The following is a 4,676-nucleotide window of genomic DNA, read 5'->3' as shown; positions in this document are numbered from 1 at the left end:
CAGCCTTGCTGTTCGGACGCACGTTAAAGCCGATCAGCGGCGCATTGGACGCGGCAGCAAGCAGCATATCCGATTCCGTGATACCGCCAACGCCAGCCAACAGAACGCGAACCTTGATCTCGTCTGTGGAGATATTGTTGAGCGCAGTCACAATTGCTTCGACCGAACCCTGTACATCGCCCTTGATGACGACAGGATATTCCTTCGCCCGCGTCGCGGACAAATTATCAAACAGGTTTTCAAGATTTGGCGTAACTTGCGCCGTACGCACCTTCGTGGACTGTTCCTTACGGTACAGAGCAACTTCACGGGCACGCGCTTCGTTTTCTACGACGGTCAGAACGTCACCAGCAGATGGCACACCCGTCAGGCCGAGCACTTCGACCGGCGTTGCCGGGCCCGCTTCGGGTACCTGTTGGCCCTTGTCATTAATCAGCGCGCGGACCTTGCCGCTTTCTGCGCCGACAACGAAGATATCGCCACGCTTCAACGTGCCGCGCTTTACCAGCACGGTCGCAACGGCGCCGCGGCCCTTATCAAGCTGTGCCTCGACCACAACGGCTTCCGCCGCACGATCAGGATTGGACTTGAGTTCCATGACCTCAGCCTGAAGCGCCAACTTGTCGAGCAGGTCGTCCAAGCCAGTTTTCTTGAGCGCGGAGACTTCCACGTCCTGGACATCGCCGCCCATCGCTTCGACAACGACTTCATGCTCCAACAAACGCTCACGCACTTTCTGTGGGTTTGCGCCTTCCTTGTCGATCTTGTTGATCGCAACGATCATCGGCACATTGGCTGCCTTCGCATGCTTAATGGCTTCGATCGTCTGCGGCATAAGGCCGTCATCGGCTGCAACCACCAGAATGACGATATCGGTAACCGACGCACCGCGCTGGCGCATTTGCGTGAACGCTTCATGGCCCGGAGTATCGAGGAAGGTGATGAGCGAGCCATCCTTTGTCTTCACCTGATACGCACCGATATGCTGGGTAATGCCGCCAGCTTCTCCCGAAACGACATTTGCGCCGCGCAAGGCGTCAAGCAGCGATGTCTTACCATGGTCGACATGGCCCATGACCGTCACGACAGGCGGACGCGCCTTCAACGTTTCTGCGGCATCAACATCTTCGTCATGAACGATGTCAACGTCAGCGTCGGAAACGCGGGTGATGTTGTGGCCAAACTCTTCAACGAGCAATTCCGCCGTATCTTGGTCGATTGTCTCGTTGATCGTGACGGGCATGCCCATTTTGAACAGTGCCTTGACCAGGTCGCTGCCCTTTTCGGCCATACGGTTCGCCAGTTCCTGAACGGTAATTGTTTCAGGGACAACGACGTCACGGGTCTGCTTGACCTGTGCCTGACGGTTACCACCGCCATGCAAACGCTTTTCCTTTTCACGCGCACGCTTCAGCGCGGCGAGTGAACGCGCACGGGCGCCATCATCGCCCTCAAGCGCACGGGTGACGGTGAGCTTGCCCGACTGGCGGCGATCATCCGCTGCACCGCGCGTTGGGCGATGCGGAGCCTTCTTAACTTCTTCACGCTCGCGCTCAGGGCGCTTGGGCGCTTCAACGGGTGTGAAGCGACGCGGCGCAGGCGCTGCGGCGTCCTGGCTTGCTTCTTCAGCAACAGGTTCAAATGTTTCAGGCTCGGCAGGTGCTGCGGCGGCTGGCGGCGGAGGCGGTGGAGCGGCGGCTTCCTCACGATTGGCTTGCGCGCGCTGACGCTCTTCGTCGGCGCGCTGTGCACGCTGCTCGGCTTCACGGCGGCTGCTTTCTTCCAGCATGGCCAAACGCGCTTCTTCGGCTTCGCGAAGCAGCTTTGCCTGACGCTCTTGACGGCTCAGCATGTCATTGCCCGTTGGACGCGGTGCTGGTGCAGCCGGGGCCGGCGCAGGTGCGGCCGCTACAGGCGCAGCGGGTGGTGGCGGAGGCGGAGGCGGCGCGGCTACTTCAGCCTCAGGCGCATAACCGGGCTTACCGACAAGCTTCTTGCGCTTAACCTCGACAACAACTTTGTTTGTGCGGCCATGGCTAAAGGTCTGTTTGACTTCACCAGACTCGAGCGAGCGGCTCAAAGTGAGCGGCTTGCGCGTTAATGTCGGTTTATTGTTGGTATCATCACTCATCGAAACAGAACCCGTCCTTACTCAGTCAATTGCGGAGACGTCAGAAATATGGCCCCGCACGTCCGCAACCGAAGCTGCGGAATCGAGGGGCGCATTACTGCATCCTTTGAAATTTAGCCAGCGTCCAAGATGATGCATCACCCTATCCGCCGCTTTTTGGTCAATCAATGCGACATGAACGGCATTTGACCGTCCAAGCGCTCCAGACAATGCGTCACGGTCGACAGGCAGCTTCAGGCCACCCTTGCCGGTCCCTTCGGCATCTTCACCAACACGCCAAGCCTGATCGCGCTTGCCACTGCCGTCGGCGCTGGCATCGGAAGCATGCAAAAGCAAACGGACCTGCCCGCTGCGTGATGCAGAATCGATCTTCTCGGCACCTAAGATAAGGTGCCCAGCCCGTGCTTCCAACCCAAGGCGGTCCAGAAAAGCCTTTTCAAGGCCACGATCGATGCGCCCGCTCAGGTCATCAATGATGTCAATCTTGTCGGTTTTGAAGGCACGGCGCAGCAATCCGGCAAGTTTGCCCTTTTCCTGCGCCTTTGTCAGCTCTGCCCCGGATACACCAATCCACGCGCCACGGCCCGGGGCCTTGGCGAACAAATCAGGTGCGATGCTGCCATCGGGGCCGAGGGCAAGCCGGATGAGCTGGGCACGAGTCCCATGCTCACCTGACAATATGCACTTCCTTATTGGGGAGTGTCGGTTCTCATTGGGAGTTGTCCGCTGCAACCGCGTCCTCCTCTATGATATCCGAAGCTGGCGCGCTGTCTTCGTCGTCAAACCAGTGTGCGCGTGCGGCCATGATGATTTCATTGCCCTGTTCTTCAGACAATCCAAACACCGCCAAGACGCCAGCCTTATCTTCCGTACGATTACGACGCATTTCGCGGTCGCTACGTTCGTTGCGGCGTGGCTCACGTGCCTTTTGGATCAGTTCGTCTGTCGCCAAGTCAGCGAGATCATCAAGTGTCTTGATGCCGGCCTTACCCAGTACAACAAGCATCGCTTCGGTCAGAATGGGGAGTTCCGCAAGTGCGTCTTCCACACCCAGTTCGCGGCGTTCATTCCGGTTGGCTTCTTCACGGCGATCAAGCGCTTCTTGTGCGCGGCTCTGCAGCTCTTCAGCCAAACCTTCGTCAAAGCCTTCGATGGCAGCGATTTCAGACGGATCGACATAAGCAACTTCTTCAAGTTCGCTAAAGCCTTCAGCAACCAAAAGCTGCGCCAAGGTTTCATCCACATCCAATTCTTGCTGGAACATTTCGGAGCGCTCGACGAATTCTTTCTGACGCTTTTCGTTCGATTCCGCTTCGGTCATGATATCGATACCACGGCCGGTCAGCTGCGAAGCCAAACGGACGTTCTGGCCACGACGGCCAATGGCAAGGCTCAACTGATCGTCAGGAACGACAACTTCGATGCGGCCTTCTTCTTCGTCGATGACAACGCGGCTCACTGTAGCGGGCTGCAGCGCGTTTACGATGAACGTCGCTGTATCTTCCGACCATGGAATGATGTCGATTTTCTCGCCCTGCATTTCCTGAACGACGGCCTGAACGCGGCTGCCCTTCATACCGACGCATGCGCCGACGGGATCGATGCTGCTGTCGTGGCTGATAACACCAATTTTGGCGCGGCTGCCGGGGTCACGCGCAGCGGCCTTGATTTCGATGACGCCGTCGTAGATTTCGGGAACTTCCTGCGCAAACAGCTTCTTCATGAAGTCAGGATGCGCACGGCTCAACAGGATCTGCGGGCCACGATTTTCGCGCTGCACCTTCATGATCAGCGCCCGAACGCGGTCGCCACCACGAACAACTTCGCGCGGAATTTGCTGGTCACGGCGGATAACGCCTTCAGCGCGGCCAAGGTCAACAACGACATGGCCGAACTCAACCGACTTTACGACGCCAGTGATAATTTCACCGGTGCGGTCCTTAAACTCTTCAAACTGGCGCTCGCGCTCTGCATCGCGCACCTTTTGGAAGATAACCTGCTTTGCGGACTGCGCATCAATACGGCCCAGATCAACGGCTGGCAGCGGGTCAACAATGAAGTCGCCAACAACGGCGCCCTTTTGCAACTTGTCTGCCTGCTTCAGGTCAACTTGTTTGAAGTAATCTTCGACGTTTTCAACAACTTCCACAACGCGCCACAGGCGAAGATCGCCGGTCTGCGTATCCAGTTTTGCGCGAATGTCATTTTCCGCGCCATAACGTGCACGGGCAGCGCGCTGGATGGCTTCTTCCAACGCCTCAATGACAATAGCCTTGTCGATCATCTTTTCGGCAGCAACCGCATTGGCAATTGCAAGCAATTCAGCCTTGTTCGCGGCAATCGTGTTAGCCATGTTCTTAGTCTTCCTGTGCTTCGTCGTGAATGGGGTCTGCCTCAACTTCGTCGGCCCCATCGCTGTTGATGGGGGCAGTCGACGCAATAAGGCGGTCTGTCAAGAGCAGCTTGGCGCTGCCCATATTGGAAAAGGCGAATGTCAGCCGTCCGGATTTGCGGTCATCGACATGAACATTGTCACCGTCGACGC

Annotated in this window: 3 protein-coding genes and 1 pseudogene; all 4 read right to left on the bottom strand. The window is 57.5% G+C overall.

The window, feature by feature from the left end; all coding sequences use genetic code 11:
• Positions 1 to 2,131: translation initiation factor IF-2 (gene infB / locus ACILQA_RS09875; RefSeq protein WP_395629539.1), on the bottom strand; the 2,131-nt coding region annotated here is incomplete at its 3' end.
• A gap of 21 nt (positions 2,132 to 2,152) precedes the next feature.
• On the bottom strand, positions 2,153 to 2,809 hold the full coding sequence (locus ACILQA_RS09870; protein WP_395629538.1) for a DUF448 domain-containing protein: 657 nt from the start codon (positions 2,807 to 2,809) through the stop codon (positions 2,153 to 2,155).
• Between the two features lie 31 nt (positions 2,810 to 2,840).
• On the bottom strand, positions 2,841 to 4,484 hold the full coding sequence (nusA, locus tag ACILQA_RS09865) for a transcription termination factor NusA (protein ID WP_395629537.1): 1,644 nt from the start codon (positions 4,482 to 4,484) through the stop codon (positions 2,841 to 2,843).
• Positions 4,485 to 4,488: 4 nt separating this feature from the next.
• Positions 4,489 to 4,676 (bottom strand): annotated as a pseudogene (locus ACILQA_RS09860) (ribosome maturation factor); the annotation flags it as partial.

The organism is Sphingorhabdus sp. (genome assembly GCF_044239005.1).
Taxonomy (GTDB): Bacteria; Pseudomonadota; Alphaproteobacteria; order Sphingomonadales; family Sphingomonadaceae; genus Sphingorhabdus_B.
The sequence above is the reverse complement of the archived record's forward strand: the minus strand, read 5'-3'. Positions and strand labels throughout refer to the sequence as shown.

Bases quoted from the DNA above. Each gene is read 5' to 3' on its own strand.
- nusA (WP_395629537.1), bottom strand. From the start codon at position 4,484: ATGGCTAACACGATTGCCGCGAACAAGGCTGAATTGCTTGCAATTGCC.